The sequence below is a fragment of the Pseudomonas sp. F220 genome, assembly GCF_057813935.1.
Genome location: NZ_JBVASJ010000025.1, coordinates 21819 through 39754, shown reverse-complemented (window position 1 = coordinate 39754; position 17936 = coordinate 21819). Strand labels below are relative to the sequence as shown.

29 protein-coding genes are annotated in these 17936 nt (G+C 55.1%); 1 reads left to right on the top strand and 28 read right to left on the bottom strand.

From position 1 onward, the window contains the following. The first annotated feature begins 137 nt into the window (after positions 1-137). Positions 138-2972 carry an excinuclease ABC subunit UvrA gene (gene uvrA / locus ACZYSM_RS19810; protein ID WP_489073705.1) on the top strand — a complete coding sequence of 945 codons (2835 nt, stop codon included), beginning with the start codon at positions 138-140 and terminating at the stop codon, positions 2970-2972. A 61-nt stretch (positions 2973-3033) separates the two neighbouring features. On the opposite strand, the gene bfr is transcribed toward uvrA, so the two are convergent. The 28 genes from bfr to rplD form a co-directional block, all read right to left on the bottom strand. Then, a complete protein-coding gene (gene bfr / locus ACZYSM_RS19805) occupies positions 3034-3498 on the bottom strand; it encodes a bacterioferritin (protein ID WP_489073703.1) in 465 nt (154 codons plus the stop codon). Between the two features lie 155 nt (positions 3499-3653). Further along, complete coding sequence (locus tag ACZYSM_RS19800; protein WP_489073701.1) at positions 3654-5102, bottom strand: catalase; 1449 nt, start codon at positions 5100-5102, stop codon at positions 3654-3656. Between the two features lie 174 nt (positions 5103-5276). Continuing rightward, entirely contained in the window at positions 5277-5663 is a 387-nt protein-coding gene (rplQ, locus tag ACZYSM_RS19795) for a 50S ribosomal protein L17 (protein ID WP_489073699.1), read from the bottom strand. 42 nt (positions 5664-5705) lie between these two features. Beyond that, positions 5706-6707 (bottom strand): DNA-directed RNA polymerase subunit alpha, encoded by a 1002-nt coding sequence (locus ACZYSM_RS19790; protein WP_003176403.1) that lies wholly within the window; start codon positions 6705-6707, stop codon positions 5706-5708. A 22-nt stretch (positions 6708-6729) separates the two neighbouring features. After that, the gene (rpsD, locus tag ACZYSM_RS19785) at positions 6730-7350 is read right to left on the bottom strand and encodes a 30S ribosomal protein S4 (RefSeq protein ID WP_003210056.1); all 621 of its coding nucleotides are present in this window, start codon (positions 7348-7350) and stop codon (positions 6730-6732) included. An 18-nt stretch (positions 7351-7368) separates the two neighbouring features. After that, positions 7369-7758, bottom strand: a complete 390-nt coding sequence (gene rpsK / locus ACZYSM_RS19780) for a 30S ribosomal protein S11 (RefSeq protein WP_002555466.1) — start codon at positions 7756-7758, stop codon at positions 7369-7371. Positions 7759-7788: 30 nt separating this feature from the next. After that, positions 7789-8145, bottom strand: a complete 357-nt coding sequence (rpsM, locus tag ACZYSM_RS19775) for a 30S ribosomal protein S13 (RefSeq protein WP_003186020.1) — start codon at positions 8143-8145, stop codon at positions 7789-7791. Positions 8146-8274: 129 nt separating this feature from the next. Continuing rightward, complete coding sequence (gene rpmJ / locus ACZYSM_RS19770) at positions 8275-8391, bottom strand: 50S ribosomal protein L36 (protein ID WP_002555468.1); 117 nt, start codon at positions 8389-8391, stop codon at positions 8275-8277. Positions 8392-8418: 27 nt separating this feature from the next. Continuing rightward, the gene (secY, locus tag ACZYSM_RS19765) at positions 8419-9747 is read right to left on the bottom strand and encodes a preprotein translocase subunit SecY (RefSeq protein ID WP_419116573.1); all 1329 of its coding nucleotides are present in this window, start codon (positions 9745-9747) and stop codon (positions 8419-8421) included. After that, on the bottom strand, positions 9748-10182 hold the full coding sequence (gene rplO, locus ACZYSM_RS19760; RefSeq protein WP_002555470.1) for a 50S ribosomal protein L15: 435 nt from the start codon (positions 10180-10182) through the stop codon (positions 9748-9750). A 3-nt stretch (positions 10183-10185) separates the two neighbouring features. Beyond that, positions 10186-10362 carry a 50S ribosomal protein L30 gene (gene rpmD / locus ACZYSM_RS19755; RefSeq protein ID WP_003444363.1) on the bottom strand — a complete coding sequence of 59 codons (177 nt, stop codon included), beginning with the start codon at positions 10360-10362 and terminating at the stop codon, positions 10186-10188. Positions 10363-10364: 2 nt separating this feature from the next. Beyond that, positions 10365-10865 carry a 30S ribosomal protein S5 gene (rpsE, locus tag ACZYSM_RS19750; protein WP_003186035.1) on the bottom strand — a complete coding sequence of 167 codons (501 nt, stop codon included), beginning with the start codon at positions 10863-10865 and terminating at the stop codon, positions 10365-10367. Positions 10866-10868: 3 nt separating this feature from the next. Further along, complete coding sequence (gene rplR, locus ACZYSM_RS19745) at positions 10869-11219, bottom strand: 50S ribosomal protein L18 (protein WP_003186037.1); 351 nt, start codon at positions 11217-11219, stop codon at positions 10869-10871. A 10-nt stretch (positions 11220-11229) separates the two neighbouring features. After that, on the bottom strand, positions 11230-11763 hold the full coding sequence (rplF, locus tag ACZYSM_RS19740) for a 50S ribosomal protein L6 (protein ID WP_322219196.1): 534 nt from the start codon (positions 11761-11763) through the stop codon (positions 11230-11232). A gap of 12 nt (positions 11764-11775) precedes the next feature. Beyond that, positions 11776-12168, bottom strand: a complete 393-nt coding sequence (gene rpsH, locus ACZYSM_RS19735; protein ID WP_003186040.1) for a 30S ribosomal protein S8 — start codon at positions 12166-12168, stop codon at positions 11776-11778. 209 nt (positions 12169-12377) lie between these two features. Then, the gene (gene rpsN / locus ACZYSM_RS19730) at positions 12378-12683 is read right to left on the bottom strand and encodes a 30S ribosomal protein S14 (RefSeq protein ID WP_003176414.1); all 306 of its coding nucleotides are present in this window, start codon (positions 12681-12683) and stop codon (positions 12378-12380) included. A gap of 13 nt (positions 12684-12696) precedes the next feature. Then, the gene (gene rplE / locus ACZYSM_RS19725; protein ID WP_003186044.1) at positions 12697-13236 is read right to left on the bottom strand and encodes a 50S ribosomal protein L5; all 540 of its coding nucleotides are present in this window, start codon (positions 13234-13236) and stop codon (positions 12697-12699) included. 20 nt (positions 13237-13256) lie between these two features. Beyond that, on the bottom strand, positions 13257-13571 hold the full coding sequence (gene rplX / locus ACZYSM_RS19720) for a 50S ribosomal protein L24 (protein WP_150642941.1): 315 nt from the start codon (positions 13569-13571) through the stop codon (positions 13257-13259). Between the two features lie 11 nt (positions 13572-13582). Beyond that, a complete protein-coding gene (rplN, locus tag ACZYSM_RS19715; protein ID WP_002555479.1) occupies positions 13583-13951 on the bottom strand; it encodes a 50S ribosomal protein L14 in 369 nt (122 codons plus the stop codon). A gap of 23 nt (positions 13952-13974) precedes the next feature. Next, positions 13975-14241, bottom strand: coding sequence for a 30S ribosomal protein S17 (rpsQ, locus tag ACZYSM_RS19710; RefSeq protein WP_096514759.1), 267 nt, complete (start codon positions 14239-14241; stop codon positions 13975-13977). Between the two features lie 2 nt (positions 14242-14243). Beyond that, positions 14244-14435 (bottom strand): 50S ribosomal protein L29, encoded by a 192-nt coding sequence (gene rpmC, locus ACZYSM_RS19705; RefSeq protein ID WP_002555481.1) that lies wholly within the window; start codon positions 14433-14435, stop codon positions 14244-14246. After that, on the bottom strand, positions 14435-14848 hold the full coding sequence (gene rplP, locus ACZYSM_RS19700; protein WP_095080428.1) for a 50S ribosomal protein L16: 414 nt from the start codon (positions 14846-14848) through the stop codon (positions 14435-14437). Before rplP ends, rpmC begins: the two co-directional genes overlap by 1 nt. A 12-nt stretch (positions 14849-14860) precedes the next feature. Then, entirely contained in the window at positions 14861-15547 is a 687-nt protein-coding gene (gene rpsC, locus ACZYSM_RS19695; protein WP_003176422.1) for a 30S ribosomal protein S3, read from the bottom strand. Positions 15548-15560: 13 nt separating this feature from the next. Beyond that, positions 15561-15893 carry a 50S ribosomal protein L22 gene (gene rplV / locus ACZYSM_RS19690; RefSeq protein ID WP_419116571.1) on the bottom strand — a complete coding sequence of 111 codons (333 nt, stop codon included), beginning with the start codon at positions 15891-15893 and terminating at the stop codon, positions 15561-15563. Between the two features lie 13 nt (positions 15894-15906). Next, positions 15907-16182 carry a 30S ribosomal protein S19 gene (rpsS, locus tag ACZYSM_RS19685; RefSeq protein ID WP_002555486.1) on the bottom strand — a complete coding sequence of 92 codons (276 nt, stop codon included), beginning with the start codon at positions 16180-16182 and terminating at the stop codon, positions 15907-15909. Positions 16183-16198: 16 nt separating this feature from the next. Continuing rightward, positions 16199-17023, bottom strand: coding sequence for a 50S ribosomal protein L2 (gene rplB, locus ACZYSM_RS19680; RefSeq protein ID WP_003176423.1), 825 nt, complete (start codon positions 17021-17023; stop codon positions 16199-16201). Between the two features lie 14 nt (positions 17024-17037). Then, the gene (gene rplW / locus ACZYSM_RS19675; protein WP_002555488.1) at positions 17038-17337 is read right to left on the bottom strand and encodes a 50S ribosomal protein L23; all 300 of its coding nucleotides are present in this window, start codon (positions 17335-17337) and stop codon (positions 17038-17040) included. Then, positions 17334-17936 carry a 50S ribosomal protein L4 gene (gene rplD / locus ACZYSM_RS19670; protein WP_489073689.1) on the bottom strand — a complete coding sequence of 201 codons (603 nt, stop codon included), beginning with the start codon at positions 17934-17936 and terminating at the stop codon, positions 17334-17336. Before rplD ends, rplW begins: the two co-directional genes overlap by 4 nt.

Below are 17936 nucleotides of genomic sequence, written 5' to 3'. Positions count from 1 at the left end.
TCATGTGAACCGGCGGCGATTCTACCAGTCCCATCGCCTAACAGCACATACACGAGAGGTGCGCGACGCTTTGCCGCGTAATGGCCTGGAGCCGTATACTCGTTCGTTTTACGCAATGCCCGCCAAGCGAGGCCGCAGTGGACAAGATCCTGATACGTGGGGCACGAACCCACAACCTGAAAAACATCGACCTGACCCTGCCACGGGACAAACTGATCGTCATCACCGGACTGTCCGGATCCGGCAAATCATCCTTGGCTTTCGACACGTTGTACGCCGAAGGACAGCGCCGTTATGTCGAGTCGCTATCGGCTTACGCCCGGCAGTTTCTGTCGATTATGGAAAAGCCTGACGTCGACACCATAGAAGGTCTATCACCGGCGATCTCCATCGAGCAAAAGTCGACCTCGCATAACCCGCGTTCGACCGTCGGCACCATCACCGAAATCTACGACTACCTGCGCCTGCTTTATGCTCGCGTCGGCATTCCACGCTGCCCGGACCACGACATCCCGCTGGAGGCGCAGACGGTCAGCCAGATGGTCGACCTGGTGCTGGCTCAGCCCGAAGGCAGCAAGCTGATGCTGCTGGCTCCGGTGATTCGCGAACGCAAAGGCGAGCACATTTCTGTGTTCGAAGAACTGCGCGCCCAAGGCTTCGTGCGCGCCCGGGTCAACGGCAAGCTCTGCGAGCTCGACGAACTGCCGAAGCTGGACAAACAGAAGAAGCATTCGATCGACGTCGTGGTCGACCGCTTCAAGGTTCGCGTCGATCTGCAGCAACGTCTGGCTGAATCATTCGAAACCGCCCTGAAACTCGCCGACGGTATTGCACTGGTCGCGCCGATGGACGACGAGCCTGGCGAAGAAATCATTTTCTCCGCGCGCTTCGCCTGCCCGATCTGCGGCCACGCCATCAGCGAACTCGAACCCAAGCTGTTCTCCTTCAACAATCCAGCGGGCGCCTGCCCGACCTGTGATGGTTTGGGGGTGAAGCAGTTCTTCGACATCAAGCGACTGGTCAATGGCGAGTTGACGCTGGCCGAGGGTGCGATTCGCGGCTGGGACCGGCGTAACGTGTATTACTTCCAAATGCTCGGGTCGTTGGCCTCACATTACGACTTCAGCCTGGAAGTGCCGTTCAATGATCTACCGGCAGATCAACAAAAAGTCATCTTGCATGGCAGCGGTTCGCAGAACGTCGATTTCAAATACCTGAACGATCGGGGCGACATCGTCAAGCGCTCGCACCCGTTCGAAGGCATCGTGCCGAACCTCGAACGCCGCTACCGCGAAACCGAATCGGCCTCCGTGCGTGAAGAGCTGGCCAAGTTCCTCAGCACCCAAGCGTGCCCGGATTGTCGCGGCACCCGACTGCGTCGCGAGGCGCGTCATGTATGGGTTGGTGAGAAGACTCTGCCGGCGGTGACCAATCTACCGATTGGCGATGCATGCGAATATTTTGGCGTACTGAAACTGACCGGCCGACGTGGCGAAATCGCTGACAAAATCCTCAAGGAAATCCGTGAGCGCCTGCAGTTCCTGGTCAACGTTGGTCTCGATTATTTGTCCCTTGATCGCAGTGCGGACACCTTGTCCGGCGGCGAAGCCCAGCGTATTCGCCTGGCCAGTCAGATCGGCGCCGGCCTGGTCGGGGTGCTGTACATCCTCGACGAACCGTCGATTGGCTTGCATCAGCGCGACAACGATCGATTGCTCGGCACACTGAAACACCTGCGCGATATCGGCAACACAGTGATCGTGGTCGAGCACGACGAAGACGCGATTCGCCTGGCTGACTATGTAGTGGATATCGGTCCTGGCGCTGGCGTGCACGGCGGGCATATCGTCGCCGAAGGTACACCGGCCGAAGTCATGGCCCACCCTGACTCGCTGACCGGTAAGTATCTGTCCGGCCGAGTGAAGATCGAAGTTCCAGCCAACCGTACACCACGCAACAAGAAACTTTCGCTGTCGCTCAAGGGCGCCCGCGGCAACAACCTGCGTAATGTCGACCTGGATATCCCGATTGGCCTGCTGACGTGTGTCACCGGCGTGTCCGGTTCGGGCAAGTCGACGCTGATCAACAACACTTTGTTTCCCCTCAGCGCCACCGCACTGAACGGTGCGACCACCCTTGAGGCGTCGGCTCACGACAGCATCAACGGCCTGCAGCATCTGGACAAAGTGGTGGATATCGACCAAAGCCCGATTGGCCGTACACCGCGCTCGAACCCGGCAACCTATACCGGCTTGTTCACGCCAATTCGTGAGCTGTTCGCCGGTGTCCCGGAGTCGCGCTCCCGTGGCTATGGCCCCGGGCGTTTCTCATTCAACGTGAAGGGCGGACGCTGCGAGGCCTGTCAGGGCGATGGCTTGATCAAGGTGGAAATGCACTTTCTGCCGGACATCTACGTGCCGTGCGACGTCTGCAAGAGCAAGCGTTACAACCGCGAAACGCTGGAGATCAAGTACAAGGGCAAGAGCATCCACGAGACGCTGGAAATGACCATCGAAGAAGCACGAATATTCTTCGACCCGGTTCCGGCCCTGGCGCGCAAGCTGCAAACGCTGATGGACGTAGGTCTGTCGTACATCAAGCTGGGGCAATCGGCGACCACCCTGTCCGGTGGTGAGGCGCAGCGAGTCAAGCTGTCCCGTGAACTGTCCAAGCGCGATACCGGCAAGACGCTGTATATCCTCGACGAGCCGACCACCGGCCTGCACTTCGCCGATATCCAGCAACTGCTTGATGTGCTCCATCGCCTGCGCGACCACGGCAACACGGTGGTGGTGATCGAACACAACCTTGACGTGATCAAGACCGCTGACTGGCTGGTGGACTTGGGCCCTGAAGGCGGTTCCAAGGGCGGACAGATCATCGCTGTCGGTACCCCAGAAGAAGTGGCAGAGATGCCGCAGTCCTACACCGGCTACTACTTGAAGCCGTTACTGGAACGCGACAGGGCCTGAGCCCAATGAAAAAGCCCCTGTCACTGACGACGTGACAGGGGCTTTTTTGTGTCCGCTGAAATCAGAACTGCGATTGCAGGTAGTTCTCCAGACCGACCAACTTGATCAGACCCAGCTGCTTCTCCAGCCAGTAGGTGTGATCTTCTTCGGTGTCGGCCAACTGGATACGCAGAATTTCGCGACTGACGTAGTCCTTATGCAGCTCGCAGAGCTCGATACCTTTGCAAAGCGCGGCACGTACCTTGTATTCCAGACGCAGGTCGCTGGCGAGCATCTCAGGCACCGTAGTACCGGTGTCCAGATCGTCCGGACGCATGCGCGGTGTGCCTTCGAGCATCAGGATGCGACGCATCAAGGCGTCAGCGTGTTGCGCCTCTTCTTCCATCTCGTGATTGATGCGCTCGTAGAGCTCGGTGAAGCCCCAGTCCTCATACATCCGCGAATGGATGAAATACTGATCACGCGCCGCCAGCTCGCCCGTCAGCAACGTATTGAGGTAATCGATAACATCCGGATGGCCTTGCATCGCCCTACATCTCCCTGCTTGAAAGTCTGTAGTTTGAACCAAGCTGACTTGCAGGTCACTTCAAAAAAGTTGGGAAAGTGCGAAATCATCGAGAAAAACCGGCGAACGGAAACGAAAACCGCCCAAATGAGGGCGGTTTCGTTTATCACTTAGACTTAGTTACGCTGTACACCTAACGCCTTGGCAATACCCTCGCCATAAGCGCTATCTGCTTCGGAGAAGTGCTGCAGTTGACGCTGAACCACGTCAGCAGAAACTCCAGCCATGGCCCCGGCAATGTTGTTGATAAGCAGCGCTTTCTGCTCATCGCTCATCAAACGGAACAGCGCACCGGCATGGCTGTAGTAGTCGGTGTCTTCGCGATGATCGTAACGATCTGCGGCACCACTCAAAGCCAACGCCGGCTCGGCATACTGCGGCGCTTGTTTTGGCGCGTCAGCGTAGCTGTTTGGCTCGTAGTTCGGAGCTGCGCCACCGTTGCTACCAAACGCCATGGAGCCATCACGCTGGTAGCTGTTGACCGGACTCTTCGGCGCATTCACCGGCAAATGCTGGTGATTGGTGCCAATACGGTAGCGATGCGCATCGGCATAGGCGAACACGCGGCCTTGCAGCATCCGATCCGGTGACAGACCAACACCCGGCACCATGTTGCTCGGAGCGAACGCGGCCTGCTCGACTTCAGCGAAGTAGTTTTGCGGGTTACGGTTCAGTTCCAGCTCACCCACTTCAATCAGCGGGAACTCCTTCTGCGACCAGGTTTTGGTCACATCGAACGGGTTTTCATAGTGCACCGCAGCTTGAGCCTCGGTCATGATCTGGATACACACGCGCCATTTAGGGAAGTCACCGCGCTCGATCGCGCCGAACAAGTCGCGCTGGGCGTAGTCCGGATCAGTACCGGCCAGGCGCGCCGCATCAGCGGGAGCCAGGTTCTTGATGCCCTGCTTGGTTTTGTAGTGCCATTTCACCCAATGCCGCTCGCCCTTGGCGTTGATCAGGCTGTAGGTATGGCTGCCAAAGCCGTGCATGTGACGGTAACCATCAGGAATCCCGCGATCCGAGAACAGGATGGTGACCTGGTGTAGCGCCTCAGGTGAATGCGACCAGAAGTCCCACATCATCTGTGCGCTTTTCAGATTGCTTTGCGGCAGGCGTTTTTGGGTGTGGATAAAGTCTGGGAACTTCAGCGGATCACGGATGAAAAACACCGGGGTGTTGTTACCGACAATGTCCCAGTTGCCTTCTTCGGTATAAAACTTCAACGCGAAGCCACGCGGATCACGTTCGGTGTCAGCCGAACCGCGCTCACCGCCGACGGTAGAGAAACGCAGGAAGGTCGGGGCTTGCTTACCTACCGACTCGAACAGCTTGGCACTGGTGTATTGGGTGATATCACGAGAAACAGTGAATGTACCGTAAGCACCCGAGCCTTTGGCGTGCACGCGACGCTCTGGGATGTTTTCACGGTTGAAGTGGGCAAGCTTCTCGATCAAATGAAAATCGTCGAGCAGAAGTGGGCCACGTGGGCCGGCAGAGCGGGAATTCTGGTTGTCGGCGACAGGAGCGCCACTGGCGGTAGTAAGCGTTTTATTCTGGCTCATACTCAATCTTCCTCTGTCAGTCTTCGAACTGCCGGCTAATCGGCTGAGAGGGAGTATTGATCATCAGCATGACACCATCAAATTCATTAAATAATCACTATCGATAGAAAATTTCTAATATAGCGCCCACAAAAAACCGGGCACTAGGCCCGGTTCTTTGTTCAGTCTGACGTCTTACTCAGCGGATACTGCTTCACCGCCGACAGCACGATCAACCAACTCGACGTACGCCATAGGCGCGTTGTCGCCAGCGCGGAAGCCGCACTTGAGGATGCGCAGGTAGCCACCCTCACGGGTAGCGTAACGCTTGCCCAGGTCGTTGAAGAGCTTACCAACGATGACTTTCGAACGAGTACGGTCGAAAACCAGACGACGGTTAGCCAGGCTGTCTGTCTTGGCCAAAGTGATCAGCGGCTCAGCAACGCGACGCAGTTCTTTGGCTTTCGGCAGTGTAGTTTTGATCAGCTCGTGCTCGAACAGCGACACCGCCATGTTTTGAAACATGGCCTTGCGGTGCGAGCTGGTGCGGCTCAGATGACGACCACTTTTACGATGACGCATGGTTCATTCCTTACCAAACACAACGTTCGGTGATTACGACGATCAGGCAGTCGCCTTGTCGTCCTTCTTAAGACTTGCAGGCGGCCAGTTGTCGAGGCGCATGCCGAGGGACAGACCGCGGGAGGCCAGAACGTCCTTGATTTCAGTCAAGGATTTCTTGCCAAGGTTCGGAGTCTTCAACAGTTCTACTTCGGTGCGCTGAATCAGATCGCCGATGTAGTAAATGTTTTCCGCCTTAAGGCAGTTAGCCGAACGTACAGTCAGTTCCAGATCGTCAACCGGGCGAAGCAGGATCGGATCGATCTCGTCTTCTTGCTCGATTACCACTGGCTCACTGTCACCCTTGAGGTCGACGAACGCAGCCAACTGCTGTTGCAGAATGGTTGCAGCGCGACGGATAGCCTCTTCAGGATCCAGAGTACCGTTGGTTTCCAGATCAATAACCAGCTTGTCCAGGTTAGTACGCTGCTCGACACGGGCGTTTTCCACCACGTATGCGATACGGCGAACCGGGCTGAACGAAGAGTCAAGCTGCAAGCGACCAATGCTGCGGCTTTCGTCTTCATCGCTCTGACGCGAGTCGGCCGGTTCATAACCACGACCACGAGCTACAGTGAGCTTCATGTTCAGGGCGCCGTTAGACGCCAGGTTAGCGATTACGTGATCGGGATTAACGATCTCGACATCATGATCCAGCTGAATATCGGCAGCGGTAACCACCCCCGAACCCTTCTTCGACAAGGTCAGCGTAACTTCGTCACGGCCGTGCAGCTTGATAGCCAGACCTTTAAGGTTCAACAGGATTTCAATTACGTCTTCCTGTACACCTTCGATGGCGCTGTACTCGTGGAGCACACCGTCAATCTCGGCCTCGACTACTGCACAGCCGGGCATTGAGGACAACAGGATGCGGCGCAGCGCGTTGCCCAGGGTGTGGCCAAAACCACGCTCGAGAGGCTCGAGAGTGATCTTGGCGCGGGTTGGACTGACAACCTGCACATCAATATGGCGGGGTGTCAGGAACTCATTTACCGAAATCTGCATGGATGCACCTATTTTCTAGCCCTTACTTGGAGTAGAGCTCGACAATCAGGCTTTCGTTGATGTCGGCGGACAGATCACTGCGAGCAGGAACGTTCTTGAAAACGCCCGACTTCTTCTCAGTGTCTACTTCTACCCATTCTACGCGGCCACGTTGGGCACACAGATCGAGAGCTTGGACAATGCGAAGTTGGTTCTTTGCTTTCTCGCGAATCGCGACCACGTCACCAGCACGAACCTGGTAGGACGGAACGTTTACGGTCTGACCGTTAACGCTGACGGATTTGTGCGATACCAGCTGACGGGATTCGGCACGAGTAGAGCCAAAACCCATACGGTATACAACGTTGTCCAGACGGCATTCGAGCAGTTGCAACAGGTTCTCACCAGTAGCGCCTTTCTTGCCGGCAGCTTCTTTGTAGTAACCGCTGAACTGACGCTCGAGAACGCCATAAATACGACGGACCTTCTGCTTTTCACGCAGTTGGGTGCCGTAATCGGACTGACGACCGCGGCGTTGGCCGTGGATACCAGGTGCTGCTTCAATGTTGCACTTCGATTCGATCGCGCGCACGCCGCTCTTCAGAAAGAGATCGGTGCCTTCGCGACGAGCGAGTTTGCATTTTGGACCAATGTAACGAGCCATTCTTTACAATCTCCTGGATTACACGCGGCGCTTCTTCGGCGGACGGCACCCGTTGTGCGGGATTGGCGTCACGTCGGTGATGCTGGCGATCTTATAGCCACAGCCGTTCAATGCACGGACAGCGGACTCACGACCTGGACCTGGACCTTTGACGTTAACGTCAAGGTTTTTCAGGCCATATTCCAGCGCAGCTTGACCAGCACGTTCAGCAGCTACTTGAGCAGCGAACGGAGTGGACTTGCGAGAACCGCGGAAACCCGAACCACCGGAGGTAGCCCAAGAAAGCGCGTTACCCTGACGGTCGGTAATGGTCACGATGGTGTTGTTAAAAGACGCGTGGATGTGGGCGATGCCATCAACCACTGTCTTTTTGACTTTTTTACGAGGACGAGCAGCAGGTTTTGCCATGATTAATTTCCTGTCGATTCGCTGGGGCGATTACTTGCGGATCGGCTTACGCGGACCTTTACGGGTACGCGCGTTAGTCTTGGTACGCTGACCGCGTACTGGAAGACCACGACGATGACGCAGACCGCGATAGCAACCGAGGTCCATCAAACGCTTGATTTTCATGTTGATTTCGCGACGCAGGTCACCTTCAGTGGTGAACTTCGCCACTTCGCCACGCAGCTGTTCAATCTGCTCGTCGCTCAGATCCTTGATCTTTGCGGCTGGGTTTACCCCAGTCACTGCACAAATTTTCTGTGCAGTAGTGCGACCAACACCATAGATGTAGGTCAGCGAGATAACAGTGTGCTTGTTATCTGGAATGTTAACGCCTGCAATACGGGCCATTCAGTGGGACTCCAATTGACAGCTACCTACGCCCCGGAAGCCAAGAAATAGGGCGCGAGATAATATCGCTGTAATAACAAATAATCAACCCAGCAGCGCACTAGCTGCTGGGCTTCAAGCGGATCACACTCAGCCTTGGCGCTGTTTGTGACGCGGTTCCGCGCTGCAAATTACTCGAACAACACCTTCGCGGCGAATAATTTTGCAGTTACGGCACAGCTTTTTCACCGATGCACGAACTTTCATCACCAACTCCTCGAACCTTATGGGTACTCAGCGCAACATGCCGCTGCCGTAACCCTTCAGGTTGGCTTTCTTCATCAGGGATTCGTACTGGTGCGAAACGAGGTGCGATTGTACTTGGGACATGAAGTCCATAACAACCACGACCACGATCAGCAACGAGGTCCCGCCAAGGTAGAACGGAACGTTTGCTGCAACCACCAGGAACTGGGGCAACAAGCACACGGCCGTCATATATAGAGCACCGAACATGGTCAAGCGAGTCAGAACGCCATCAATATAGCGCGCAGACTGCTCACCTGGACGGATGCCCGGAATAAAGGCACCGGACTTCTTCAGGTTTTCCGCTACGTCTTTCGGATTGAACATCAACGCCGTATAGAAGAAGCAGAAGAAAATAATCCCTGCACTAAACAGCAGAATATTCAACGGCTGACCAGGAGCGATCGACTGCGAGATGTCCTGCAACCAGCCCATACCTTCAGACTGACCGAACCAGGCACCCAGCGAAGCCGGGAACAGCAAAATGCTGCTCGCGAAAATAGCAGGAATAACACCGGCCATATTCACTTTCAGCGGCAAGTGGCTAGTCTGCGCAGCAAACACCTTGCGGCCCTGCTGACGCTTGGCGTAATGAACGGCGATACGCCGCTGACCACGCTCAATGAACACCACGAAACCGATAATCGCTACTGCCAGCAAACCGATGGCAACCAAGGCGAAGATATTAATATCACCCTGACGTGCAGACTCGAAAGACTGCCCGATCGCTCTCGGAAGACCGGCGACGATACCCGAAAAAATCAACATCGAGATACCGTTACCAACACCGCGCTCAGTAATCTGCTCACCCAGCCACATCATGAACATCGCACCAGCCACAAAAGTGGATACCGCGACGAAATGGAAGCCAAAGTCACCAGTGAACGCAACGCCCTGCCCCGCCAACCCAACGGACATGCCGATAGCCTGGACGAGAGCAAGGACGACGGTGCCATAGCGGGTGTATTGGCTGATCTTACGACGACCAGCCTCACCTTCCTTCTTCAACTGCTCCAGCTGCGGGCTGACGGCGGTCATCAGTTGCATGATGATCGATGCCGAAATGTACGGCATGATCCCCAGTGCAAAGATGCTCATCCGCTCCAGCGCGCCGCCGGAAAACATGTTGAACAAGCTAAGAATGGTCCCCTCATTCTGTCGAAACAGGTCCGCCAGCCGGTCCGGGTTGATACCTGGAACTGGGATGTGTGCGCCTATCCGGTAGACGATAATCGCCAGGAATAGAAAACGCAGTCGAGCCCAGAGCTCGGATAACCCGCCTTTGCTGAGCGCTGAGAGAGCACCTTGCTTAGCCATTTATTCCTCGAACTTGCCGCCAGCTGCTTCGATAGCCGCACGCGCACCTTTGGTGGCGGCGATACCCTTGATGGTGACCGCGCGAGTAACTTCACCGGACAGCATGATTTTCACACGCTGTACGTTTTGGTTAATCACGTTGGCATCCTTCAGGGACTGCACGGTGACGATGTCGCCTTCCACTTTAGCCAGTTCGGACAAACGCACTTCTGCGCGATCCATGGCTTTCAGGGAAACGAAACCGAATTTCGGCAGACGACGATGCAGCGGCTGTTGACCGCCTTCAAAGCCCGGAGCAATAGTGCCACCGGAGCGGGAGGACTGACCTTTGTGACCACGGCCACCAGTCTTACCCAAACCACTACCGATACCACGGCCCGGACGATGCTTCTCGCGACGGGAACCCGGCGCAGGACTCAGATCATTGAGTTTCATCGATTAACCCTCGACTCGCAGCATGTAGTAAGCCTTGTTGATCATCCCGCGATTCTCAGGAGTATCAAGTACTTCTACAGTGTGACCGATGCGACGCAGACCCAGACCCTTAATGCACAATTTGTGATTAGGGATACGGCCGGTCATGCTTTTGATCAGCGTTACTTTAACGGTAGCCATGATCAGAAGATCTCCTTGACGCTTTTGCCGCGCTTAGCGGCAATGGACTCAGGAGACTGCATTGCTTTCAAACCCTTGAAAGTGGCGTGAACCACGTTCACCGGGTTAGTCGAGCCGTAGCACTTGGCCAGCACGTTCTGAACGCCAGCAACTTCGAGGACAGCACGCATAGCGCCGCCAGCGATGATACCAGTACCTTCAGAAGCAGGCTGCATGTACACCTTGGAAGCGCCATGGGCGGATTTCATTGCGTACTGCAAAGTGGTGCCATTAAGGTCCACTTGAATCATGTTGCGACGAGCAGCTTCCATTGCTTTCTGGATCGCAGCAGGCACTTCACGTGACTTGCCACGACCGAAACCAACACGGCCCTTGCCATCACCAACCACGGTCAACGCGGTGAAGGTGAAGATACGGCCGCCTTTAACGGTTTTAGCAACGCGGTTAACTTGAACCAGCTTCTCGATGTAGCCTTCGTCGCGCTTTTGGTCGTTATTTGACATAACTTAGAACTCCAGCCCAGCTTCACGAGCAGCATCAGCCAGCGCCTTGACGCGGCCGTGGTACTTGAAGCCAGAGCGGTCGAAAGCCACCTGCGAGACGCCAGCGGCTTTAGCACGCGTAGCGACCAGCTGGCCAACCTTAGTGGCCGCGTCGATGTTGCCAGTGGCGCCATCACGCAGTTCTTTATCCAAAGTCGAGGCGCTTGCCAGGACTTTGTTGCCGTCGGCCGAGATGACCTGGGCGTAGATGTGCTGCGACGAGCGGAACACGCAGAGACGCACGACTTCGAGTTCGTGCATTTTCAGGCGTGCTTTGCGAGCGCGACGCAGTCGAGTAACTTTTTTGTCGGTCATTTGCTATGCCCTACTTCTTCTTGGCTTCTTTACGACGGACGACTTCGTCCGCGTAACGTACACCTTTACCTTTATAAGGTTCTGGTGGACGGAAACCGCGGATCTCAGCGGCCACCTGACCTACCAGCTGCTTGTCGATACCCCTGATCAGGATATCGGTCTGGCTAGGGGTCTCAGCGGTGATGCCTTGCGGCAGTTCGTAATCCACTGGGTGCGAGAAGCCAAGGGCCAGGTTCAGCACCGTGCCTTTTGCTTGCGCTTTGTAACCAACACCGACCAGCTGGAGCTTACGCTCGAAGCCTTGGCTTACGCCTTGGACCATGTTGTTTACCAACGCACGAGTGGTACCGGCCATTGCGCGGGTTTGTTGATCGCCATTGCGAGCAGCGAAACGCAGCTCACCAGCTTCTTCAACAATCTCAACGGACGAATGGATGTTCAGTTCAAGAGTACCCTTGGCACCCTTCACCGAAAGCTGCTGGCCTGCGAATTTTACTTCGACACCGGCTGGCAGCTTAACGGGGTTCTTAGCGACGCGTGACATGCTTATCCCCCCTTAGAACACTGTGCAAAGAACTTCGCCGCCGACACCGGCAGCGCGCGCAGCACGATCCGTCATCACACCTTTGTTGGTGGAGACGATAGACACACCGAGACCGCCACGAACTTTTGGCAGATCATCGACGGACTTGTACTGACGCAGGCCTGGACGGCTAACGCGCTTCACTTCTTCGATGACTGGACGGCCTTCGAAGTACTTCAGCTCGATGGACAGCAACGGTTTGATTTCGCTGCTGATCTGATAACCCGCAATGTAGCCTTCGTCCTTGAGGACTTTTGCTACAGCTACCTTCAACGTAGAAGATGGCATGCTTACGACGGACTTTTCAGCCATCTGGGCATTACGGATTCGAGTTAGCATGTCCGCTAACGGGTCCTGCATACTCATGGGCTAGACGCTCCTGATACAAAAAAAATAAGCCTTGCGGCTACAACCTTCGCAGAGAAACTCCGCACGTAAAAAGTACGGGCTCAGGCGAGCCGGGTATTCTAGACACACCCCACAAATGAATCAAGCCCCAAAAGGGGCTTGATTCAAGCTCAAGGTCACCGGCGGTCAGTATCTTGCGATAGCGAACGCCGAGACTTTGACAGTACTTACCAGCTGGCTTTAACCAGACCTGGTACGTCACCACGCATTGCAGCTTCACGCAATTTGTTACGGCCAAGGCCGAACTTGCGGTAAACGCCGTGTGGACGACCGGTCAGGCGGCAGCGGTTACGCATGCGCGAGGCGCTTGCGTCACGTGGCTGCTTCTGCAGAGCAACTGTAGCTTCCCAGCGCGCTTCTGGACTTGCGTTCAGATCAACGATGATAGCTTTCAGTGCTGCACGCTTTTTGGCGTACTTGGCAACCGTGAGCTGACGTTTCAGCTCGCGGTTTTTCATGCTCATCTTGGCCATGGTCCTACTCCAATCAGTTGCGGAACGGGAATTTGAAAGCACGCAGCAATGCGCGACCTTCATCATCCGTCCGAGCAGTGGTGGTCAGGGTAATGTCCAGACCGCGGAGAGCATCGATCTTGTCGTAGTCGATTTCCGGGAAGATGATCTGCTCTTTAACGCCCATGCTGTAGTTACCACGACCATCGAAGGACTTGGCATTCAGGCCGCGGAAGTCGCGAACCCGAGGCAGGGAGATCGACAGCAGACGATCCAGGAATTCATACATACGCTCACGGCGCAGAGTCACTTTGACGCCGATCGGCCAACCTTCACGGACTTTAAAGCCAGCGATGGATTTCCGAGCGTAAGTCACAACGACTTTTTGACCGGTGATCTTTTCCAGGTCAGCAACAGCGTGCTCGATGACTTTTTTGTCGCCGATCGCTTCGCCCAGACCCATGTTCAGGGTGATTTTTGTAACGCGCGGAACTTCCATCACGTTCGAAAGCTTAAGTTCTTCCTTAAGTTTCGGTGCGATTTCCTTCCGGTAAATCTCTTTTAGTCGTGCCATGGTCTTCTACCTAGCAGTGTTCAAGCATCAACCGCTTTTTGGGTCGACTTGAAGACACGAATTTTCTTGCCTTCTTCTACTTTGAAACCAACGCGGTCAGCCTTGTTGGTTTCGCCGTTGAAGATGGCGACGTTAGAAGCGTGCAGTGGCGCTTCTTTCTCGACGATACCGCCCTGTACGCCCGACGCCGGGTTAGGCTTGGTATGACGCTTAACCAGGTTCAGACCACCAACGACCAGACGGTCGTCAGCGAGAACCTTAAGCACCTTACCGCGCTTACCTTTGTCTTTGCCGGCGATCACGATGATCTCGTCGTCACGACGAATCTTTTGCATGTCGGATCTCCTTACAGCACTTCTGGGGCGAGCGAGACGATCTTCATGAACTTCTCAGTACGAAGTTCACGGGTCACTGGCCCAAAGATACGGGTGCCGATCGGCTCTTGCTTGTTGTTCAACAGAACAGCAGCGTTGCCATCAAAGCGGATGATGGAGCCGTCAGCACGACGGACGCCATGGCGAGTGCGGACTACAACAGCAGTCATCACTTGGCCTTTTTTCACCTTACCGCGTGGAATTGCTTCCTTCACGGTAACTTTGATGATGTCACCGATACCAGCGTAACGACGATGGGAGCCACCCAGCACCTTGATGCACATAACACGGCGAGCGCCGCTGTTATCGGCCACATCGAGCATGGATTGAGTCTGAATCATATAATTTCTCCGACCCCTAGTCCTTAGACTTCCACAGCGCGTTCGAGAACTTCAACCAATGCCCAAGACTTGGTCTTGGCCAGCGGACGAGTTTCACGAATAGTGACTTTGTCGCCGATGTGGCACTGATTGGTTTCGTCGTGCGCGTGCAGCTTAGTCGAACGCTTAACATATTTACCGTAGATCGGGTGCTTAACGCGGCGCTCGATCAGAACGGTGATGGTCTTGTCCATCTTGTCGCTGACAACACGGCCAGTCAGCGTACGGACGGTTTTTTCGGCTTCAGCCATGATTACTTACCTGCCTGCTGGTTAAGCACAGTCTTCACGCGAGCGATGTCACGTTTAACTTGCGAGAGCAGGTGAGACTGCCCCAACTGGCCAGTTGCTTTCTGCATACGCAGATTGAACTGGTCGCGCAGCAGGCCGAGCAGTTGCTCGTTCAGCTGCTGTGCTGATTTTTCACGAAGTTCATTCGCTTTCATCACATCACCGTCCGTTTAACAAAGGAGGTGGCGAGCGGCAGCTTTGCAGCAGCCAGGGCGAAAGCCTCACGCGCCAGCTCTTCAGTAACACCCTCGATTTCATACAGGACTTTGCCTGGCTGAATCTGGGCAACCCAATATTCCACGTTACCCTTACCTTTACCCATCCGAACTTCGAGTGGCTTTTTGGTGACAGGCTTGTCCGGGAACACACGGATCCAGATCTTGCCGCCACGTTTTACGTGACGGGTCAGAGCACGACGCGCTGACTCGATCTGACGAGCGGTGAGACGACCACGAGCAACAGACTTCAGCGCATATTCGCCGAAGCTGACTTTGCTACCGCGCTGAGCCAAGCCACGGTTGTGGCCTGTCATCTGCTTGCGGAACTTCGTACGCTTTGGTTGCAACATTTGGCGTACCCCTTACTTAGCAGCTTTTTTACGAGGCGCTGGTGCTTGTGGTTTCAGCTCTTCTTGGCGACCACCAATTACTTCGCCTTTGAAGATCCAAACCTTTACACCGATCACACCGTAAGTGGTGTGAGCTTCGTAGTTGGCATAGTCGATGTCGGCACGCAGGGTGTGCAGTGGCACACGACCTTCGCGATACCATTCAGTACGTGCGATTTCAGCACCGCCGAGACGACCGCTCACTTGGATTTTGATGCCTTTGGCACCAATGCGCATGGCGTTTTGTACAGCGCGCTTCATAGCGCGACGGAACATTACGCGACGCTCCAGCTGCTGAGCTACGCTCTGCGCAACCAGCATACCGTCGAGTTCCGGCTTGCGGATCTCTTCGATATTGATGTGCACAGGCACACCCATTTGCTTGGTCAGGTCCTGACGCAGTTTCTCAACATCTTCACCTTTCTTCCCGATAACGATACCTGGACGAGCGGTGTGGATAGTGATACGTGCAGTTTGAGCCGGACGATGGATATCGATACGGCTTACGGACGCGCTTTTTAGTTTGTCTTGGAGATACTCACGCACCTTCAGATCAGCGAACAAATAGTCCGCATAAGTCCGACCGTCTGCGTACCAGACGGAGGTGTGCTCCTTGACGATTCCCAGGCGAATGCCAATGGGATGTACTTTCTGACCCATCTCTTCGACTCCGTTACTTGTCAGCAACCTTGACAGTGATATGGCAAGACCGCTTGACGATGCGATCAGCACGGCCTTTGGCACGCGGCATGATGCGCTTCAGCGAACGCCCTTCGTTGACGAAAACGGTGGCGACTTTAAGGTCGTCAACATCTGCGCCTTCGTTATGCTCGGCGTTGGCTACGGCCGACTCCAGCACTTTCTTGATGATCTCGGCGGCTTTCTTACTGCTGAAAGCCAACAGGTTGAGCGCTTCGCCCACCTTCTTCCCGCGGATCTGGTCGGCGACCAAGCGGGCTTTCTGGGCGGAGATTCGAGCGCCCGACAACTTAGCGGCTACTTCCATCGTTCCTTACCCCTTAACGCTTGGCTTTCTTGTCTGCCACGTGCCCACGATATGTGCGGGTACCGGCAAACTCGCCTAGTTTGTGGCCGACCATGTCTTCGTTCACGAGAACTGGGACATGTTGACGACCGTTATGCACAGCAATGGTCAAACCGACCATTTGTGGCAGGATCATGGAACGGCGCGACCAGGTCTTAACTGGTTTGCGATCGTTCTTTTCCGCCGCCACTTCGATCTTCTTCAGTAGGTGAAGATCAATAAAAGGACCTTTTTTCAGAGAACGTGGCACTGTCGTATCCCTCTATTTACTTGCGACGACGGACGATCATTTTGTCGGTACGCTTATTACCACGAGTCTTCGCGCCCTTAGTCGGGAAGCCCCACGGCGATACCGGATGACGACCACCAGAGGTACGACCTTCACCACCACCATGTGGGTGGTCAACCGGGTTCATGGCAACACCACGAACGGTTGGGCGAACGCCACGCCAGCGCTTGGCACCAGCTTTACCCAGCGAACGCAGGCTGTGCTCGGAGTTCGAGACTTCGCCAAGCGTTGCACGGCATTCAGCCAATACTTTACGCATTTCACCAGAGCGCAGACGCAGGGTCACGTAGACACCTTCACGAGCGATCAGCTGAGCCGAAGCACCAGCGGAACGAGCGATTTGCGCGCCTTTACCCGGCTTCAATTCGATGCCGTGTACGGTGCTACCAACTGGAATGTTACGCAGTTGCAGAGCGTTACCAGGCTTGATCGGCGCCAAAGCACCTGCGATCAGCTGGTCGCCAGCACTCACGCCTTTAGGGGCGATGATGTAGCGACGCTCGCCATCTGCGTACAACAGCAGAGCGATGTGAGCAGTACGGTTTGGATCGTATTCAATACGCTCGACAGTGGCAGAGATGCCATCTTTGTCGTTGCGACGGAAGTCGACCAGACGATAATGCTGCTTATGACCACCACCGATGTGACGAGTGGTAATACGGCCATTGTTGTTACGACCACCAGTCTTCGACTTTTTCTCGAGCAGCGGTGCGTGAGGAGCGCCTTTATGCAGCTCCTGGTTGACCACCTTGACCACAAAACGGCGGCCAGGGGAAGTCGGTTTGCATTTAACGATTGCCATGATGCACCCCTTCCTTACTCAGCACTGCTGCTGAAATCGAGATCTTGGCCTGGCTGAAGGGAGATAACTGCCTTCTTCCAGTCATTACGCTTGCCCAGACCGCGAGCAGTGCGCTTGCTCTTACCCAGAACATTCAGGGTAGTAACACGCTCTACTTTCACGCTGAACAGGCTTTCGACGGCCTTCTTGATTTCCAGCTTGGTTGCATCAGTAGCAACCTTGAAAACGAACTGGCCTTTCTTGTCTGCCAGAACCGTAGCCTTCTCGGAAACGTGCGGGCCAAGCAGAACTTTAAATACGCGTTCCTGGTTCATCCCAGCAGCTCCTCGAATTTCTTCACGGCCGACACGGTGATCAACACCTTGTCGTATGCGATCAGACTAACTGGATCGGAACCTTGCACGTCACGCACATCAACGTGTGGCAGGTTACGAGCAGCCAGGTACAGGTTCTGATCAACAGCCTCAGACACGATCAAGACATCAGTCAGACCCATGCCATTCAGCTTGTTCAGCAGATCTTTGGTTTTCGGTGCTTCAACAGCGAAGTCCTGAACCACGACCAGACGATCAGTACGCACCAGTTCAGCAAGGATGGAACGCATTGCTGCGCGATACATCTTCTTGTTGAGCTTCTGGGAGTGATCCTGAGGACGAGCTGCGAAAGTAACACCACCGCCACGCCAGATTGGGCTACGGATAGTACCGGCACGAGCACGGCCAGTACCTTTCTGACGCCATGGGCGCTTACCGCCACCAGAAACGTCGGAACGGGTCTTTTGCTGCTTGCTACCTTGACGGCCGCCGGCCATATAGGCCACGACTGCTTGGTGAACCAGCGTCTCGTTGAATTCGCCGCCAAATGTCAGTTCGGAAACTTCGATCGCTTGAGCGTCATTTACATTTAATTGCAT

Coding starts and splice junctions, on each gene's coding strand:
- bfr (WP_489073703.1), bottom strand. CDS start 3,498: ATGCAAGGCCATCCGGATGTTATCGATTACCTCAATACGTTGCTGACG.
- rplD (WP_489073689.1), bottom strand. CDS start 17,936: ATGCAATTAAATGTAAATGACGCTCAAGCGATCGAAGTTTCCGAACTG.
- rpsD (WP_003210056.1), bottom strand. CDS start 7,350: ATGGCTCGTTACATTGGTCCAAAATGCAAACTCGCTCGTCGCGAAGGC.
- rpsK (WP_002555466.1), bottom strand. CDS start 7,758: ATGGCAAAACCTGCTGCTCGTCCTCGTAAAAAAGTCAAAAAGACAGTG.
- secY (WP_419116573.1), bottom strand. CDS start 9,747: ATGGCTAAGCAAGGTGCTCTCTCAGCGCTCAGCAAAGGCGGGTTATCC.
- ACZYSM_RS19790 (WP_003176403.1), bottom strand. CDS start 6,707: ATGCAGATTTCGGTAAATGAGTTCCTGACACCCCGCCATATTGATGTG.
- rplQ (WP_489073699.1), bottom strand. CDS start 5,663: ATGCGTCATCGTAAAAGTGGTCGTCATCTGAGCCGCACCAGCTCGCAC.
- rplP (WP_095080428.1), bottom strand. CDS start 14,848: ATGTTGCAACCAAAGCGTACGAAGTTCCGCAAGCAGATGACAGGCCAC.
- rplW (WP_002555488.1), bottom strand. CDS start 17,337: ATGAACCAGGAACGCGTATTTAAAGTTCTGCTTGGCCCGCACGTTTCC.
- rpmD (WP_003444363.1), bottom strand. CDS start 10,362: ATGGCTACCGTTAAAGTAACGCTGATCAAAAGCATGACCGGCCGTATC.
- rpsM (WP_003186020.1), bottom strand. CDS start 8,145: ATGGCCCGTATTGCAGGCGTTAACATTCCAGATAACAAGCACACTGTT.
- rplX (WP_150642941.1), bottom strand. CDS start 13,571: ATGCAAAAGATTCGTCGTGACGACGAGATCATCGTGATCGCCGGCAAA.
- rplE (WP_003186044.1), bottom strand. CDS start 13,236: ATGGCACGACTAAAAGAGATTTACCGGAAGGAAATCGCACCGAAACTT.
- rplO (WP_002555470.1), bottom strand. CDS start 10,182: ATGAAACTCAATGATCTGAGTCCTGCGCCGGGTTCCCGTCGCGAGAAG.
- rpsE (WP_003186035.1), bottom strand. CDS start 10,865: ATGTCAAATAACGACCAAAAGCGCGACGAAGGCTACATCGAGAAGCTG.
- ACZYSM_RS19800 (WP_489073701.1), bottom strand. CDS start 5,102: ATGAGCCAGAATAAAACGCTTACTACCGCCAGTGGCGCTCCTGTCGCC.
- rplV (WP_419116571.1), bottom strand. CDS start 15,893: ATGGAAGTAGCCGCTAAGTTGTCGGGCGCTCGAATCTCCGCCCAGAAA.
- rplN (WP_002555479.1), bottom strand. CDS start 13,951: ATGATTCAGACTCAATCCATGCTCGATGTGGCCGATAACAGCGGCGCT.
- rpsH (WP_003186040.1), bottom strand. CDS start 12,168: ATGAGTATGCAGGACCCGTTAGCGGACATGCTAACTCGAATCCGTAAT.
- rpsQ (WP_096514759.1), bottom strand. CDS start 14,241: ATGGCTGAAGCCGAAAAAACCGTCCGTACGCTGACTGGCCGTGTTGTC.
- rplR (WP_003186037.1), bottom strand. CDS start 11,219: ATGACCGACAAAAAAGTTACTCGACTGCGTCGCGCTCGCAAAGCACGC.
- rplB (WP_003176423.1), bottom strand. CDS start 17,023: ATGGCAATCGTTAAATGCAAACCGACTTCCCCTGGCCGCCGTTTTGTG.
- rplF (WP_322219196.1), bottom strand. CDS start 11,763: ATGTCACGCGTCGCTAAGAACCCCGTTAAGCTGCCAGCCGGTGTCGAA.
- rpmJ (WP_002555468.1), bottom strand. CDS start 8,391: ATGAAAGTTCGTGCATCGGTGAAAAAGCTGTGCCGTAACTGCAAAATT.
- rpsC (WP_003176422.1), bottom strand. CDS start 15,547: ATGGGTCAGAAAGTACATCCCATTGGCATTCGCCTGGGAATCGTCAAG.
- rpmC (WP_002555481.1), bottom strand. CDS start 14,435: ATGAAAGCGAATGAACTTCGTGAAAAATCAGCACAGCAGCTGAACGAG.
- rpsN (WP_003176414.1), bottom strand. CDS start 12,683: ATGGCCAAGATGAGCATGAAAAACCGCGAGCTGAAACGTCAGCTCACG.